This window comes from Monashia sp. HAY1-5C (assembly GCF_056755255.1).
In genome coordinates this window covers 1-15,034 of sequence record NZ_JBPGXG010000117.1, presented here as the reverse complement: position 1 = coordinate 15,034, position 15,034 = coordinate 1, and the positions used below count along the sequence as shown (strand labels likewise).

15 protein-coding genes are annotated in these 15,034 nt (G+C 72.3%); 4 read left to right on the top strand and 11 right to left on the bottom strand.

Going from position 1 to position 15,034, the window contains the following annotated elements; genetic code table 11:
* Positions 1–114: 114 nt before the first annotated feature.
* The 3 genes from acnA to ACR9ZK_RS16340 form a co-directional block, all read right to left on the bottom strand.
* Complete coding sequence (gene acnA, locus ACR9ZK_RS16350) at positions 115–2,898, bottom strand: aconitate hydratase AcnA (RefSeq protein WP_481343002.1); 2,784 nt, start codon at positions 2,896–2,898, stop codon at positions 115–117.
* Positions 2,899–3,103: 205 nt separating this feature from the next.
* Entirely contained in the window at positions 3,104–4,411 is a 1,308-nt protein-coding gene (locus ACR9ZK_RS16345) for a class I SAM-dependent RNA methyltransferase (RefSeq protein WP_481343001.1), read from the bottom strand.
* The gene (locus ACR9ZK_RS16340) at positions 4,408–6,369 is read right to left on the bottom strand and encodes an APC family permease (protein WP_481343004.1); all 1,962 of its coding nucleotides are present in this window, start codon (positions 6,367–6,369) and stop codon (positions 4,408–4,410) included. Before ACR9ZK_RS16340 ends, ACR9ZK_RS16345 begins: the two co-directional genes overlap by 4 nt.
* 181 nt (positions 6,370–6,550) lie before the next feature.
* Between ACR9ZK_RS16340 and ACR9ZK_RS16335 the strand changes: the two genes are divergently transcribed.
* Both ACR9ZK_RS16335 and ACR9ZK_RS16330 read left to right on the top strand, forming a co-directional pair.
* A complete protein-coding gene (locus tag ACR9ZK_RS16335; protein WP_481343000.1) occupies positions 6,551–7,213 on the top strand; it encodes a potassium channel family protein in 663 nt (220 codons plus the stop codon).
* 19 nt (positions 7,214–7,232) lie between these two features.
* Complete coding sequence (locus tag ACR9ZK_RS16330) at positions 7,233–7,925, top strand: potassium channel family protein (protein WP_481342999.1); 693 nt, start codon at positions 7,233–7,235, stop codon at positions 7,923–7,925.
* Positions 7,926–7,949: 24 nt separating this feature from the next.
* Here the strand turns inward: ACR9ZK_RS16330 and ACR9ZK_RS16325 are convergent, their stop codons facing one another.
* From ACR9ZK_RS16325 to ACR9ZK_RS16305, 5 genes are all read right to left on the bottom strand, one after another.
* Positions 7,950–8,684, bottom strand: coding sequence for a DUF3159 domain-containing protein (locus tag ACR9ZK_RS16325; RefSeq protein ID WP_481342998.1), 735 nt, complete (start codon positions 8,682–8,684; stop codon positions 7,950–7,952).
* A complete protein-coding gene (locus ACR9ZK_RS16320) occupies positions 8,677–9,063 on the bottom strand; it encodes an OB-fold nucleic acid binding domain-containing protein (protein ID WP_481342997.1) in 387 nt (128 codons plus the stop codon). Before ACR9ZK_RS16320 ends, ACR9ZK_RS16325 begins: the two co-directional genes overlap by 8 nt.
* A 1-nt stretch (position 9,064) precedes the next feature.
* The gene (locus ACR9ZK_RS16315; protein WP_481342996.1) at positions 9,065–9,823 is read right to left on the bottom strand and encodes a DUF3710 domain-containing protein; all 759 of its coding nucleotides are present in this window, start codon (positions 9,821–9,823) and stop codon (positions 9,065–9,067) included.
* A 99-nt stretch (positions 9,824–9,922) separates the two neighbouring features.
* The gene (gene dut / locus ACR9ZK_RS16310; protein ID WP_481343003.1) at positions 9,923–10,426 is read right to left on the bottom strand and encodes a dUTP diphosphatase; all 504 of its coding nucleotides are present in this window, start codon (positions 10,424–10,426) and stop codon (positions 9,923–9,925) included.
* A 146-nt stretch (positions 10,427–10,572) separates the two neighbouring features.
* Positions 10,573–10,872: a DUF4193 domain-containing protein gene (locus tag ACR9ZK_RS16305; RefSeq protein WP_481342995.1), complete on the bottom strand. Its 300-nt coding sequence runs from the start codon at positions 10,870–10,872 to the stop codon at positions 10,573–10,575.
* A 329-nt stretch (positions 10,873–11,201) separates the two neighbouring features.
* Between ACR9ZK_RS16305 and ACR9ZK_RS16300 the strand changes: the two genes are divergently transcribed.
* The gene (locus ACR9ZK_RS16300) at positions 11,202–11,387 is read left to right on the top strand and encodes a hypothetical protein (protein ID WP_481342994.1); all 186 of its coding nucleotides are present in this window, start codon (positions 11,202–11,204) and stop codon (positions 11,385–11,387) included.
* Between the two features lie 198 nt (positions 11,388–11,585).
* Here ACR9ZK_RS16300 and ACR9ZK_RS16295 read toward each other — a convergent pair whose 3' ends face one another.
* The 3 genes from ACR9ZK_RS16295 to ACR9ZK_RS16285 all read right to left on the bottom strand — a co-directional run bounded on the left by ACR9ZK_RS16295 (position 11,586) and on the right by ACR9ZK_RS16285 (position 14,414).
* A complete protein-coding gene (locus ACR9ZK_RS16295; protein ID WP_481342993.1) occupies positions 11,586–12,500 on the bottom strand; it encodes an inositol monophosphatase family protein in 915 nt (304 codons plus the stop codon).
* Between the two features lie 9 nt (positions 12,501–12,509).
* On the bottom strand, positions 12,510–13,700 hold the full coding sequence (locus tag ACR9ZK_RS16290) for a ferrochelatase (RefSeq protein WP_481342992.1): 1,191 nt from the start codon (positions 13,698–13,700) through the stop codon (positions 12,510–12,512).
* A gap of 81 nt (positions 13,701–13,781) precedes the next feature.
* The gene (locus tag ACR9ZK_RS16285; protein WP_481342991.1) at positions 13,782–14,414 is read right to left on the bottom strand and encodes a trimeric intracellular cation channel family protein; all 633 of its coding nucleotides are present in this window, start codon (positions 14,412–14,414) and stop codon (positions 13,782–13,784) included.
* A gap of 118 nt (positions 14,415–14,532) precedes the next feature.
* Between ACR9ZK_RS16285 and sepH the strand changes: the two genes are divergently transcribed.
* Entirely contained in the window at positions 14,533–15,018 is a 486-nt protein-coding gene (gene sepH / locus ACR9ZK_RS16280) for a septation protein SepH (RefSeq protein WP_481342990.1), read from the top strand.
* The last annotated feature ends 16 nt before the right edge of the window (positions 15,019–15,034 follow it).

The window sequence follows — 15,034 nt, the reverse complement described above, 5'->3', positions numbered from 1 at the left end:
CCCTCTCCCAAAAAAAAAGACCCCCCCCTCGATGTAGCTCCGTCTCGTGGGCTCGGAGATGTGTATAAGAGACAGGGGCCCGGACGGGCGGCGCCTCGCGACGCCTCCCCCTGCTCAGCTCGCGACGAGCGAGCGCAGGACGTACTGGAGGATGCCGCCGTTGCGGTAGTAGTCGGCCTCACCGGGGGTGTCGATGCGCACGACCGCGTCGAACTCGACGGCCTCGCCGCCGTCCTTGGTGGCGGTCACCTTCACCGTCCGCGGCGTGCGGCCCTCGTTCAGCTCGGTGATGCCCGAGATCGCGAAGGTCTCGGTCCCGTCGAGGCCGAGCGAGTCGGCGTTCTCCCCCGCCGGGAACTGGAGCGGGATGACACCCATGCCGATGAGGTTGGAGCGGTGGATCCGCTCGTAGCTCTCGGCGACCACGGCGCGCACGCCGAGGAGCCGGGTGCCCTTGGCCGCCCAGTCGCGCGAGGAGCCGGAGCCGTACTCCTTCCCGGCGAGGATGACGAGGGGCGTGCCCGCGGCGGCGTAGCTCTGCGCGGCGTCGTAGATCGTCGTCTGCTCGCCGCCCGCGGTGAAGTCGCGGGTGAAGCCGCCCTCGACGCCGTCGAGGAGCAGGTTCTTGAGGCGGATGTTGGCGAACGTGCCGCGGATCATGACCTCGTGGTTGCCACGGCGGGAACCGTAGGAGTTGAAGTCCTTGCGCTCGATGCCGTGCTCGGCCAGGTACCGGCCGGCGGGGCTGTCGGTCTTGATCGCACCGGCCGGGCTGATGTGGTCGGTCGTCACCGAGTCACCGAGCTTGGCCAGCACGCGGGCGCCCTCGATGTCGGTCACGGGGGTGGTCTCCATCGACATGCCCTCGAAGTACGGGGGCTTGCGCACGTAGGTCGACTCATCGTCCCAGGCGAACGTGTCACCCTCGGGCGTCGGCAGCGAGCGCCAGCGCTCGTCACCGGCGAAGACGTCGGCGTAGTCGTCGGTGAACATCTGCTGGCTGATGCTCTCGCCGATGGTGCGCTCGACGTCGGCCGGGGCGGGCCAGATGTCCTCGAGGAAGACGTCGTTGCCGTCGGTGTCCTTGCCCAGCGGCTCCGACGAGAAGTCGAAGTCCATCGTGCCGGCGAGGGCGTAGGCGATGACGAGCGGCGGGCTCGCGAGGTAGTTCATCTTGACGTCGGGGTTGATGCGACCCTCGAAGTTGCGGTTGCCCGACAGGACCGAGGTGACGGCGAGGTCGGCGTCGTTGATGGCCGCAGAGATCTCGTCGTTGAGCGGGCCCGAGTTGCCGATGCACGTCGTGCAGCCGTAGCCGACGAGGTGGAAGCCGAGCTTCTCGAGGTAGGGCCACATGCCGGCCTTGTCGTAGTAGCCCGTGACGACCTTCGAGCCGGGCGCCATCGACGTCTTGACCCACGGGGCGACCGTGAGGCCCTTCTCGACGGCGTTCTTGGCGAGCATCGCCGCGGCCATCATGACGGAGGGGTTGGACGTGTTGGTGCAGCTCGTGATCGAGGCGATCGAGACGATGCCGTGGTCGATCTCGAACTCGCGCCCCTCGGCGTCCTTGATCGCGACCTTCTTCGAGGGGCGGCCGTCGGCGTTGCCGTCGTGCGGCTTGTCGCCGCCGTTGTCCTCGCCGGGGTCGCTCGCCGGGAACGACTGGGCCGAGCCGGGGTCACCCTCGTCGTGCGCGACGTAGGTGGGCAGCACCTTCCGGAAGGCGTCCTTGGCGTCGACCAGGGCGATGCGGTCCTGCGGGCGCTTCGGGCCGGCGATCGACGGGACGACCGTCGACAGGTCGAGCTCGATGTACTCGCTGTAGCGGGCCTCGGGCTGGTCGGGACCGGCCGTCAGCCACATGCCCTGCTCCTTGGCGTACGCCTCGACGAGCGCGACGCTCTCCTCCGAGCGGCCGGTGAGGCGGAGGTACTCGAGCGTGACGTCGTCGATCGGGAAGATCGCACACGTCGAGCCGAACTCGGGGCTCATGTTGCCGATGGTGGCGCGGTTGGCGAGCGGCACCTGCGAGACGCCCTCGCCGTAGAACTCGACGAACTTGCCCACGACGCCGTGGTCACGCAGCATCTCGGTGATCGTGAGCACGACGTCGGTGGCCGTGGCCGCGGTGGGGATGGTGCCGGAGAGCTTGAAGCCGACGACCCGCGGGATGAGCATCGAGACGGGCTGGCCGAGCATGGCGGCCTCGGCCTCGATGCCACCGACGCCCCAGCCGAGGACGCCGAGGCCGTTGACCATCGTCGTGTGCGAGTCGGTACCGACGCACGTGTCGGGGTAGGCGAAGCGCTCACCGTCGATCTCGCGGACCATGACGGTGCGCGCGAGGTGCTCGATGTTGACCTGGTGGACGATGCCCGTGCCCGGCGGGACGACCTTGAAGTCGTCGAACGCGGTCTGGCCCCAGCGCAGGAACTGGTAGCGCTCGCGGTTGCGCTGGTACTCGATCTCGACGTTGCGCTCGAAGGCGTCGGCACGGCCGAAGACGTCGATGATGACCGAGTGGTCGATGACGAGCTCGGCCGGTGCGAGGGGGTTGATCTTCGTCGGGTCACCGCCGAGGTCGGCCATCGCCTCGCGCATCGTGGCGAGGTCGACGATGCACGGCACGCCCGTGAAGTCCTGCATGATCACGCGGGCCGGCGTGAACTGGATCTCGGTGTCCGGGTCGGCGTTCTCGTCCCACGAGCCGACGGCGCGGATGTGGTCGGCGGTGATGTTCGCGCCGTCCTCGGTCCGCAGCAGGTTCTCGAGGAGCACCTTGAGGCTGTACGGGAGGGTCTCGTGGCCCTGCACCCCGGCGAGCCGGTAGATCTCGTAGGACCGCTCACCGACCTCGAGGGTCCCCTTGGCCTTGAAGCTGTCAACACTGCCCACAGCGGGCTCCTTCCAGCGTCTTCGCTCGATTTATCTTGACGTCAAGATATATCTAACCACACGGTCGCGCGGGTGTCAGTCCACGCCATCGACCCATCTTGGTCGCCGGGACGGGCCGTGTCTCCCCGTACCCCGGCGACCGTGTGGACGCCGCGCGGTCCAGCGGGCGGACGCCGCGCCGTTCAGGGCGCGGACGCCGCGCCGTTCAGGGCGCGGACGCCGCGGCGGGCACGCGATCCAGCACGGCGATGCACTCGACGTGATGGGTCATCGGGAACGCGTCCCAGCCCTCGAGCACGGTCAGCGAGTAGCCGTGGGCGGACGCCTCGCGCACGTCGCGGGCGAGCGCCGCGGGGTCGCACGCGACGTAGACGACGCGCCGGGGGCCCAGCTGGGCCAGCAGCACCATGACGTCCTTGCCGGCCCCGGTGCGGGGCGGGTCGAGCACGGCGAGGTCGGCCGTGACCTCCTGGCGCACGAGCGAGCGCAGCTCGCGGTCGACGCGGCCGGCGCGCCACTCGACGTTGGGCAGGTGCTCGGTGTTGCGCTCGCCGTTGCCGACCGCGACACGGTCACCCTCCACGCCGAGGACGAAGCCGCCCGGCTCGACGAGCTCACCGAGGCGCATGGTGAACAGGCCGGAGCCGGCGTACAGGTCGAGGACGCGGTCACCGGGCCGGGCGTCGAGCAGGTCGACGACCCGGGACAGGAAGGTCGAGGCGGCACCGGGGTGCACCTGCCAGAAGCCGCGGGCGGCGACGACGTACTCGCCCTCCCAGTCGCCCTGCCGGACGAGCTCGCCCACGAGGCCCCCGCTCGGACCGCCGGCGGCGTCGGACCAGTCCGTGCCCTTCTCCTGCGCATCCTCCGGCACCGGCACGAGGACCGGTTCGGCGGGATACGCGGCGTCGACCACGTCGACGGACGTGCAACCCTCCCACTCCGTGTCGAGGACGCCCGAGGCGATGACGTCCTCGGTGGAGATGAGGCAGTCGTCGATGCGCACGACCTCCCACGACCGGTGCCGCCGCAGCCCCGCCCGTCCGTCGGCGTCGACCGCGAACTCCGCCCGGGTGCGCCAGCGCAGACCCTCGGCGTCGCCCGGCACCGGTCGCACCACGACGTCGACGTCGGGCATCCGGGCGACGCGGGCGAACTGCTCGCGGACGACGTCGGCCTTGAGGCGGCGCTGCGCGTCGAGCGCCGCGTGCTGGAAGTCGCAGCCGCCGCAGCGACCCGGGCCCGAGAAGGGGCACGGCGGCTCGACGCGGTCGGCCGACGCCTCGAGCACCTCGACGGCGTCGGCGCGCACGAACCGGTCGCCCTCACGACCCTCGGTGACGACGGCCACGACGCGCTCCCCGGGCAGCGTGTGCCGGACGAACACCACGCGTCCCTCGTGGCGGGCCACGCAGTGCCCGCCGTGCGCCACCGGGCCCACCTCGAGCGTCCAACGGCTGCCGACGAGGCTCTCGCCACCGGCCGAGCGCTCGCGCGGCCGGCGAGGCGTCACAGCGCCCCGCCGCGCACCGAGCCTCCGACGGGCGGCTCGTCGATCCAGTCGCGCTCGGCACCCTGCGAGGACTGCAGCTGCCACGGCACGCTGACGACCATGACCCCGGGCGTGAACAGGAGGCGGCCCTTGAGCCGCAGCGCACTCTGGTTGTGCAGCACCTGCTCCCACCACTTGCCGAGGACGTACTCCGGCAGGTAGACCGTGACGATGTCGCGCGGGTTGCCGCTGCGGATCGAGCGCACGTAGTCCAGGATCGGCCTGGTGATCTGCCGGTAGGGCGAGGCGAGGACCTTGAGCGGCACGGGGATGTCGTGCTTCTCCCACTCCGCGAGCAGGGCCTGCGTCTCGTCGTGGTCGACATCGACGGTGACGGCCTCGAGGTAGGTGGGTCGGCTGGCCCGGGCGTAGGCGAGCGCCCGCAACGTCGGCTTGTGCACCTTGGAGATGCAGACGATGGCGTGCACGTGGCTCGGCAGCATGGGCCGCTCGATGCTCCAGTCGATCTGCAGCTCGTCGCGCACGCGCGAGTAGTGCCGCCGGATACCGAGCATGAGGAGGAAGAGGATCGCCATCGCGATGATGGCGTAGCGGGCGCCCGCCTGGAACTTCGTGATGAGCACGACGACGAGGACGGTCGCCGACATGGCGGCGCCGACGGCGTTGATGACGCGCGAGCGCACCATCCGGGCCCGCGTCTTCGCGTCGCGCTCGAGGCGCAGGTGGCGCGTCCAGTGCCGCACCATGCCGACCTGGCTCGTCGTGAACGACACGAAGACGCCGACGATGTAGAGCTGGATGAGCGCCGTGACCTCGGCCTTGAAGATGATGACGAGGACGATCGCCGCCGCCGAGAGCATGACGATTCCGTTGGAGAACGCGAGCCGGTCGCCGCGGGTGTGCATCTGCCGCGGCAGGTAGCCGTCGCGGGCCAGGATCGAGGCGAGCACCGGGAAGCCGTTGAAGGCGGTGTTGGCGGCGAGGACGAGGATCAGGCCGGTGACGATCGAGACGAACACGACGCCGAGCGGGAAGCTCGCGAAGACCGAGTTCGCGAGCTGGCCGATCACGGTGTGCTGCACGTAGTCCCCACCGACCGGTGCCCCGTTGCGCAGCAGCTGCGTGGCCGGGTCGTCGGCCACCTTGACGCCGGTCCACATGCTCAGCGCGATGATCGAGCCGAGCATGGTGATCGACAGGCCGCCCATGAGCAGCAGCGTCGAGGCGGCGTTGCGGCTCTTGGGCTTGCGGAAGGCGGGGACGCCGTTGCTGATCGCCTCGACGCCCGTGAGCGCGGCGCAGCCCGAGGAGAACGCGCGCAGGAGCAGGAAGGCCGCGGCGAGGCCGGTCAGCTCCTTGCCGCCCTCCGGCACCAGGGTCAGGCCGGCGCTCTCGGCTGGCTGAAGCGTGCCCGTCACCTTCTGCAGGACGCCGTAGAGACCCATGCCGAGGATCGCGATCATGAAGGCGTACACCGGGATCGCGAAGGCCTTGCCCGACTCGCGCACGCCGCGCAGGTTCATCGCGGTGAGGAAGACGATGAGCCCGACGGCGACGACGACCTCGTGGCCCCGCACGAAGCCGAGGACGGTGGCGGCGTTCTGCACGCCCGAGGAGATCGACACGGCGACGGTCAGGACGTAGTCGACGAGCAGCGCGCTCGCCACGGTCAGCCCGGCCTTGGGCCCGAGGTTGACCGTGGCCACCTCGTAGTCGCCGCCCCCCGAGGGGTAGGCGTGCACGTTCTGCCGGTAGGAGGCGACGACGACGACCATGACGAGGACGACGCCGACCGTCACCTGCCAGCTGTGCGTCGTGACGAAGGCGCCACCGGCGAGGCCCAGCATGAGGAGGATCTCGTCGGGCGCGTAGGCGACCGAGGACAACGCGTCGCTGGCGAAGATCGGCAGCGCGAGCCGCTTGGGCAGCAGCGTCTCGCCGAGCTTGTCGCTGCGCATCGCGCGACCGACGAGGAGGCGCTTGAACAGCGATCCGGTTCCGGGCACGACGACAGAGTATGCCGTCGACCCGGCCCCTCCGCGGCACGGCGGCGCCGGTCGTCCACCCTCCGAAACGGCGCCGCCGGACCCGCCCGGACCTGCACGGTGCGTGGCGAGCCCACGGTGTAGCGTCGCGTCCGTGCACTTCGTCATCATGGGCTGCGGCCGCGTCGGCTCGACCCTGGCCCGCACCCTGGGCCGGGGTGGTCACGACGTCGCGATCATCGACGTCGACGCCTCGGCCTTCCGCCGGCTCGGCACGTCCTTCGAGGGACAGACGGTCACCGGCGTCGGCTTCGACCGCGACACGCTCGTCGCCGCCGGCATCCGCGACGCCTACGCCTTCGCGGCGGTCAGCAGCGGTGACAACTCGAACATCCTGGCCGCCCGGGTCGCCCGCGAGACGTTCGGCGTCGAGCACGTTGCCGCTCGTATCTACGACCCGCAGCGCGCCGCCGTCTACCAGCGCCTCGGCATCCCGACCGTGGCGACGGTGCGCTGGACCGCCGACCAGATGATGCAGCGCCTCCTGCCCCAGGGCGCGGTGCCCGAGCTGACCGACCCGAGCGGCAAGATCGTCATCGCGGAGGTGCCGATGGCCGAGAGCTGGATCGGGCGGCGGTTCGTCGACGTCGAGGAGCAGACCGGGGCGCGGGTCGCCTACGTGACGCGCCTCGGCGAGGGCACCCTGCCGCGTCCGGACATGGTCGTCCAGCAGGGTGACCTCGTGCACCTCACCGTCCCCCGCGACGACCTCGCCCGCGTCGAGCGCGTCTGCGACCAGGCCCCGGCAGCCGGCTGAGCACGGCACAGGAGAACCCATGCGCGTCGTCATCGCCGGAGCCGGAAGCGTCGGCCGGTCCATCGCCCGAGAGCTGCTCGGCAACGGGCACCAGGTGCTGCTCATCGACAAGGACGCCGACGACGTCCAGGCCTCCCGGGTGCCCGAGGCGTCGTGGCTGCTCGCCGACGCGTGCGAGCTCGCGGCGCTCGAGGAGGCCCGGCTCGAGGAGTCGGACGTCTGCGTCGCCGCCACCGGCGACGACAAGGCGAACCTCGTCCTGTCGCTGCTCGCCAAGACCGAGTTCGGGGTGCCGCGCACCGTCGCCCGCGTCAACAACCCGAAGAACGAGTGGATGTTCGACGAGTCCTGGGGCGTCGACGTCGCCGTCTCGACACCGCGCCTCATGACGGCGCTCATCGAGGAGGCCGTGAGCATCGGCGACCTCGTGCGCATCTTCGAGTTCCAGCAGGGCCGCGCCTCGATGGTCGAGATCACGCTGCCCGAGGCCAGCCCGTTCGCCGGCCAGCGGGTGGGCGACGTCGACTGGCCGAGCGAGACCGTCCTCGTGGCCATCATCCGTGAGGAGCGCCCGCTCGCCCCGACGCCCGACGACGCGATGGAGGTCGGCGACGAGCTGCTCTTCATCACGACGACGGAGCAGGAGGTCCAGCTCCAGAAGCTCGTGGCCCCCGGCGCCCGCGTCCGTACGGGCGACGACGACGAGGTCTGAGCCGCAGTCGAACCCGGGCGCGGCTCAGGCGGTGCGGCCCGGGTCGATCGGCGTCCGCCCGCGCACCAGGACGGCGCCCATCGCCGTGACGGCCAGCAGGTACGCGGGCCAGCCCAGCACGACCTTGGCGACGCCGAGCGCCGCCACCTGCTCGGCGAGGTAGAGCGGCACCATGATCGACAGCCGTACGACGTTGAGGGCGATCAGCACCCACGCCAGGCGCATCGCGACGGTGACGATCCCGCGGTGCCGCCGCCACCACGTGGGGTTCTCGGCGAACGCCTCCGGCTCGGCGACGCCGACGACGAAGCCGAAGAGCGGCCATCGCGCCAGGTTGGTCACGAGGAGCAGGAGCAGCAACCCGGCGTTCTGGAGCATGCCGGGCAGGAAGGCGTCCTCGGCGCGGCCCGACCGGAGGGCGAAGAACGCCGAGATGCCGACGCCGACGGCGGCGTAGACGACGAACCGGGGGTCCTGACGCTGGACGAGCCGCACGACGAGCGGCACGGCGACGCACGCCGCCGCGACGAGCAGCGACGTGCGCAGGTCCTGGGTCCGCGCCCACACGAGGGCGAAGGCGAGCGTCGACACGGCCGACTCGACGGCGCCGCGCCACCCACCGATCGCCTCGGACAGCTTGTCGCGCAGCAGCTCCTCGACGGTGTCGTACCGACGCAGGTCGGCCTCTCCTCGTTCGAGACCGTGCTCCGGCGCGGTGGCGTCGCGCGCCGCGATGCCGTCGGTGTGGCGGTCAGCCATGCTGGCTCCCGGGCTTGCCGATGATCTCGTAGGCGGGGTTGAACAGGGTCAGCACCGAGCGCTGCTGCGTGATGCGGCCGGTGGCCTGGATCTTGATCCCGGGGACGATGCCGGCGATGCGCCGCCGTCCGAGCCACACGAGGTGCAGGGACGCGGTGCCGTCCCAGAGCTCGGCGTCCAGGGCGGGGGTCTCGTCCCGGGGCCGCAGCGTCACCGAGCGGATCTCGCCGCGCACGGTGGCACGGCTGCGCAGCGTGGCGTCGACGATGTGGATGACGCCCACGTCGGTCGACTCCTGGCGCAGCTCGGCCGCCTCGAGCTCGTGCGACGGACGAACGAGGTCGGCGAGACGGCGCAACGTGCCACCGCGGACGGACACCTCAGCGGACCTCGGTGATCTCGGGTCCGCGCTCGAACGGACGCAGGTCCTCGGCCCGGGGCGGCGTCGGCTCCTGCGATCCGGACGCGTCGTCGCCGCCCGGCTGGGCGTCGGGCAGGCGCAGCGGGAGAAGCTCGCGCGGCGGCATCGCGTCGGGACCCCGGTCGACGACGGCCGTGCGGATGACCTCGTGGATCGGCCCGGCCGCGGCCGGCTCGATGGCCGCCCGTCCGGACACCACGGCGCGCAGGAACCAGCGAGGGCCGTCGACACCGACGAACCGGGCCGGCATGAAGACGGTGCGACCGTCGGGGCCGTTCTGCGGCATCCGGGTGAGCAGCTCCTCGCCGAACTCCCCGGTCTGGACCTCGGCCGTGCCGCCGGCGTCCGTGATGCTCTTGGCGATCTCGTTGCGGATCTCGACCCAGACCCCCTCGGTGCGGGGAGCGGCGAAGGCCTGCAGCTGGACGGCCGACTCGCCGACGACCGCGGTCACGCCGACGATCTGCTGCTCCTGCTCGTTCAGCTCGAGACGCAGCTCCATGCCCTGCTGGCCACGCAGCCAGATCGAGCCGAGGTTGAGGTAGTCGGTGTCGTCCGCGACCGAGCCGCGGTCGAGCGGGCCCTCGGGGGCAGGCGCAGCGGCAGGGGCGTCCTCGTCGAGGCCCTCGGTGCTCCCGGGACCGCCGTCGCCCCCGAGGTCGTCGACGAAGGCCTCGTCGTCGTTCCTGCCCGACTTGCCGCGGCTGAAGAGTCCCACGTCATTCCGTCCTTAGAAGTCCTGCTGACCGGCCTGGGCGGTGGCCCGCCGGTGGGTTGGCCGAAGGGCCCGAGTGGGCGCCCGGCGAACCGTACCCGATCACCGGGGCGCCGTGGCGGCGTCCCGCCCGGTCGGCGGGGCGCCGGCTGCGTCGCCCGACCGACCCGGTACGGCGTCGCCGGGACCGAAGCCTCCGGTCGACCCGTGTCCAGTGTCACCCCGGACGGTCTCGTCGAGCGAGTCCACGGCGACGAACACCGGCCGGACGACGCGCTGGACGACGAGCTGGGCGATGCGGTCGCCGCGGCGGACCGTGAACGCCTCCCGGGGGTCGAGGTTGACGAGGTTGACGAGGATCTCGCCGCGATACCCCTCGTCGACGGTGCCCGGCGCGTTGACGATCGAGATGCCGTGCCTGGCCGCGAGGCCGGACCTGGGGTGGACGAAGCCGGCATGGCCGGGCGGCAGCGCCAGAGCCACACCCGTCGGCACGAGGACGCGCTCGCCCGGCTCGATGGTCACCTCGACCCGGGAGCGCAGGTCCGCCCCGGCATCGCCCGGGTGGGCGTACGACGGCATCGGGAGCTCCGGGTCGAGCCGCAGGACCGCGACGGTCCCGCCGTGCCCCCCGTCGGCGTGAGCGCCGGCACGGAGGTCGGCGCGAGAGGTGCCGGTGGCGTCCGGGACAGCACAAGGGTCGGTCACGTGGACCGACCCTACTTGCTCCTGCCTCGACCGCACGGCTCCGCTCAGGCGGCGCAGTCCGTGCAGATCATCATGCCGTTGCTCTCCTTGGCGAGCTGGCTGCGGTGGTGGACCAGGAAGCACTGTCCACAGGTGAACTCGTCGGCCTGCTTGGGCAGGACCCGGACCGACAGCTCCTCGCCGGACAGGTCGGCACCGGGCAGCTCGAAGCCCTCCGCCTGCTCGGTCTCGTCCACGTCCACGCTCGACGAGGTCTTGTCGACCCGCCGCGACTTCAGCTCCTCGAGCGAGTCCTCGCTCAGGTCGTCGTCGGTCTTGCGTGGCGCGTCGTAATCGGTTGCCATCTGGTTTCTCGCTTCTCCTCGTGCGCCTGCGTCTGTGTGGCGGAGAACGCCCGGTGGGCCACGCTTGTTCCCGCCCGGAGGCCCGGTCTCGCCCGCCCGGAACATCTCACTGCGTGCGCGGATTGTGCCTGAACATCCTCGCGATGTCACGTCGGCCCATTCACCGGCTGAGACGCGGCCCGCGCCACCGCCGGTCAATACCCTTTCCGGACCAACAGCTCACGTCCGCTTTGCCCTTCCGCGACCCGGTCCGGTGCACAGTGGTGCTGCCCAGCCGCGATAGGGTCTGCCGACCCGACCGAATCCTTCCACCGGCCCGGAGGTGCACCATGACCCAGTTCGTCGACGAGATCCGCCAGCGCGTGAGCGCCACCCTCGACGAGCTCGCCGAGGCGCAGGCCGCCGGCGACGAGTACCGCGTCCGCGTGCACACCGGCGAGCTCGAGTCCTTCGCCCGCCTCGCCCAGGACAACGACATCCACGTCCCTGAGCTCGTGCCGTTCGCGGCCGCCTGACCCCCGACGCCGGCCCCGGGGGTCAGCAGGACCCGCGGGCGACCGGCTCCCCGAGGACGCGCGTCTACCCCAGAGGTGCGCGTCCGCCGCACGAGTGGGCGCTGCTCGACGCACCCATCGTGGATGCCTGCACTCCTGGCCAGAAGGCGTGGGGCGCCTGACGCCCCCGCCCTCCCGGCCGGCCGGCTCGGCGCCGGCTCAGGACGTGAAGAGGACCCGCACCGGCTCGACGAGGGCGGGTCCGGCCGCGACGGTCAGCTCCTTGCCGGGGTCGCCCTGGGCGCCGACGACGACGCCCCCCGCCTCCTCGACCACGAGCCACCCGGCCGCGAGGTCCCAGGCGTTGAGGCCGGACTCGGCATAGGCGTCGACGGACCCGTCGGCGACGCGGACGAGGTCGAGGGCGGCGCTGCCGATGCGGCGGATGTCGCGGACCTGTGGCAGGACGTGTCGCAGCACCTCCGCCTGCCTCGCACGCTTGTCGGGGTCGTAGCCGAAACCGGTGGCGAGCAGGGTGCGCCCGAGCCGCTCCTCCGTGGAGACGTGGAGCCGCGTCCCGGGGTCGTCCGGCGTCGCGCCCTCGGGCCGGGTCCACGCCCCACCGCCCCGCCGGGCGTGGTGGACGAGGCGCAGGCACGGGTCGGCGACCGCGCCCACCACCGGCGTCCACGCCCCGTGGACCGCGGGGTCGCCGACGACGACGGCGACGGACACGGCGTAGGCGGGGACCCGGTAGAGGTAGTTGACGGTCCCGTCGATGGGGTCGACGACCCAGGTCAGGCCGGACGTCCCGGCGACATCCGCACCCTCCTCGCCGAGGATGCCGTCGTCCGGACGCGCCTGCTGGATGAGCCGGTGGAGCAGCTCCTCGGAGCGCCGGTCCATGACGGTGACGACGTCGGTGTCCGTGGACTTCGTCGCCGCGACGCCGACGCCGTCCGGGCGTTCGTCGCGGATGAACCGCGACGCCTCGGTGGCGATGGCGACGACGGTGCGTTCCAGCTGGGCCAGGTCGAGGCCCTCGGGCAGCCCCGGGTCGGCTCCGGCGCTGGGTCGGGCGCTGGGCCGGGGGTTGATGGCGGGGCTGGTGGCGGGGCGGGTGGTGTCGGTCATGCGTCCTCCTCAGTCGCGGCCGCACAGGGCCGGTCGGGCCGCGCGCAGGTTCGGGCAGCAGCCGGGTGCGCACACCGAGGGCATCCGACCCTCGTAGGTCGGGACGGCCTCCCCGCGGGCCTCGGCGGCCCGCTCGAGCAGGGCGTCGACCAGGTCGCGCACGAAGGTGTCGGCCGCGCCCACGGTGGGCACCCGGACGAGACGGACGCCGAGACGGTCGCACGTCCGCTGGGCCTCCGTGTCGAGGTCGTAGACGACCTCCATGTGGTCCGAGACGAAGCCGATCGGGGCCAGCACCACGGTCGTCACCCCCTCGGCCGCCAGCTGCTCGATGCGGTCGTTGACGTCCGGCTCGAGCCAGGGCTGGGTGGGCGGCCCGGACCGCGAGCAGTAGACGAGCTCACCGGTGAGGTCGCGACCGAGCACCCGACCGGCCTCGTCGGCCAGCCGCGAGGCGAGCGCCAGGTGCTGGCGCCGGTAGAGGTTGCCCTCGCCGTCGCCGGGTCCGGACGTGTCGTCCATGGCGTCCGGGATCGAGTGCGTGACGAACAGCAGGGCGAGCTCACGGTCGGGCAGCCCGTCGAGCGCGCGCAGGGACCGGACCAGCTCCTCGAGGTTGGCGGCGGCGAAGCCGGGCCGCGGCGCGTACGGTGCCACCTTGTCGATGCTCAGCTCGATGCCCTCCTCGCGCAGCTCGGCGGCCGCGTCGGCGAGGTCCTCACGGTACTGACGGCACGAGGAGTAGGACGAGTAGGCGCTCGTGGTCAGGGTGAGGACGCGTCGGTGCCCCGCCGCATGGGCGTCGCGGAGGGCGTCGACGACGAACGGCTCGCTGTTGCGGTTGCCCCACACGACCGGGGCGTCGAGGCCGCGCCCGTCGAGCTCGCGGCGCAGCGCGGCGACGAGGGCACGGTTCTGGTCGTTGATCGGGCTGCGGCCGCCGAAGAGGTGGTAGTGCTCGCCGACCTCGGCGAGGCGCTCGTCGGGAATGCCCCGGCCGGCGGTGACGCGGCGCAGGAACGGCATGACCTCGTCGGGGCCCTCGGGGCCGCCGAAGCCCAGCAGGAGCACCGCGTCGTAGGGCTCGAGCGAGGACCCGCTCGGGCCGGGTGCACCCGGCCCCGGAGCGGGCCCTGGAGCCGACCCTGGACCCGGCGTCGTGCCGGGCCGGTCGCCGCTGCTGGGGGTCTGCGCTGTCATGGGGTGGCCGTGGCCTCTCGTCGGGGTCGGGGCTCGGGCGTCTGGGCGCCGGTGCCGGTGGTCGTGGGTCCCGGTGGCCGGTCAGGGACCGGACCGCAGGGGGGTGGGGGCGTTGAGGTCGAGGCGGACGGCGACCATGCGGACGGCGAAGACGAGGCCGACGGCGGTCCACAGCAGCCAGTCCCGCAGCGAACCGAGCTGGGCGGCGGCGACGATGACGACCGCGCCGAGCATGGCCGGCACGGCGTAGAGCTCGCGTCGCAGCACCTCGGGCACCTGCCCGGCGAGCACGTCGCGCACGACGCCGCCGCCGACCGCGGTGATGATGCCGACGAGGACCGCGGCGACGGGCGCGACCCCGGGCGTCGTGACGGCCTTGAGGCTGCCGGACACGGCGAAGACGGCAAGGCCCGCGGCGTCGAGGACCCGGACGAAGCGCGACGTGCGCTCGACGGCCGGGTGGTAGAGGAAGGTGACGAGCCCGCCGAGACCCGCGGCCGTGAGCAGCCGCCAGTCGCTGATGCCCACCGGCGGGACGTCACCGATGAGCAGGTCGCGCACGATGCCGCCGCCGAGCGCCGCGGCGCACGCGAGCACGAGGACGCCGAAGAGGTCGAGCCCCTTCTTGACGGCGACGAGACCGCCGGAGAGCGCGAAGACGAACACGCCGACGATGTCGAGGGCGAGCTGGGCGGAGGCGTACGAGGTGGGCATGCCACAGCAAACGGTACCTGCGCGGCGTGGGCGCTTTCGTGCCCGCCCGCCCGGTGGCATGCTCGACGCACATCCAGCCCACCGACCCGTCCGACCCCACCCACCGAAGGACCCTTCCATGCAGCACCTCCGGCTCGTCGGCGTCCACGAGGACGGCACGCACCTGCTGCTGACCGACGACGACGGCAACCGGTTCGCCCTCCCGCTCGACGAGCCGCTCCGGGCGGCCGCGCGTCGCGACCGGCCCCGGCTCGGGCAGCTGCAGATCCAGGTCGCGGGGGGCCTGCGCCCCCGGGACGTCCAGGCGCTGATCCGGGCCGGCATGTCCGCCGAGGACGTCGCGGACCGGGCCGGCTGGCCGGTCGAGAAGGTGCACCGGTACGAGGGTCCCATCCTCGCCGAGCGAGAGCACGTCGCCGGGCTGGCGCGGGTCGCCCGGCTCCGCGCCCGGGGCGCGTCGCACGGCGGGTCCCCGACGCTCGAGGCCCGGGTGTCCGAGCGCCTCCGGTCGCGCGAGATCGACCTCGGCACGGTCCGGTGGGACTCCCGCCGTACCGAGGCGGGAACGTGGACTGCCCTGCTGCTGTCTCTTATACACATCTGACGCTGCCGACGACGGA